The organism is Flavihumibacter solisilvae (genome assembly GCF_000814475.1).
Classification (GTDB): domain Bacteria; phylum Bacteroidota; class Bacteroidia; order Chitinophagales; family Chitinophagaceae; genus Flavihumibacter; species Flavihumibacter solisilvae.
In genome coordinates, this window is the sequence record NZ_JSVC01000065.1 from 1 (window position 1) to 479 (window position 479).

1 protein-coding gene is annotated in these 479 nt (G+C 48.6%); it reads right to left on the reverse strand.

The genetic code is table 11. The features are described 5' to 3' along the window. Window positions 1-479, reverse strand: a 479-nt coding sequence (locus tag OI18_RS24800) for a hypothetical protein (protein WP_039144809.1), incomplete at both ends; no start/stop codon positions are given.

A 479-nucleotide genomic window follows, 5' to 3' on the forward strand; every position in this document is an offset into this window, starting at 1 on the left:
CTGGTCAGGGTCTCATTAACCACCAGGTTCAGGGTAGCTATCGAATCACAACCGGCTGCACTCACAAATGTCCTTTCATAAGTACCGGTAGTGGTAAATGTCTCACCATTCCAGCTATAAGGCAACTGGCTAGCACAGATCACTACGTCTGTAGTGCTGGTCAGGGTCTCATTAACCACCAGGTTCAGGGTAGCTATCGAATCACAACCGGCTGCACTAACAAATGTCCTTTCATAAGTGCCGGTAGTAGTAAATGTCTCACCATTCCAGCTATAAGGCAACTGGCTCGCACAGATCACTACGTCTGTAGTGCTGGTCAGGGTCTCATTAACCACCAGGTTCAGGGTTGCAATCGAATCACAACCGGCTGCACTAACAAATGTCCTTTCATAAGTACCGGTGGTGGTATAGGTCTCACCATTCCAGCTATAAGGCAACTGGCTAGCACAGATCACTACGTCTGTAGTGCTGGTCAGGGT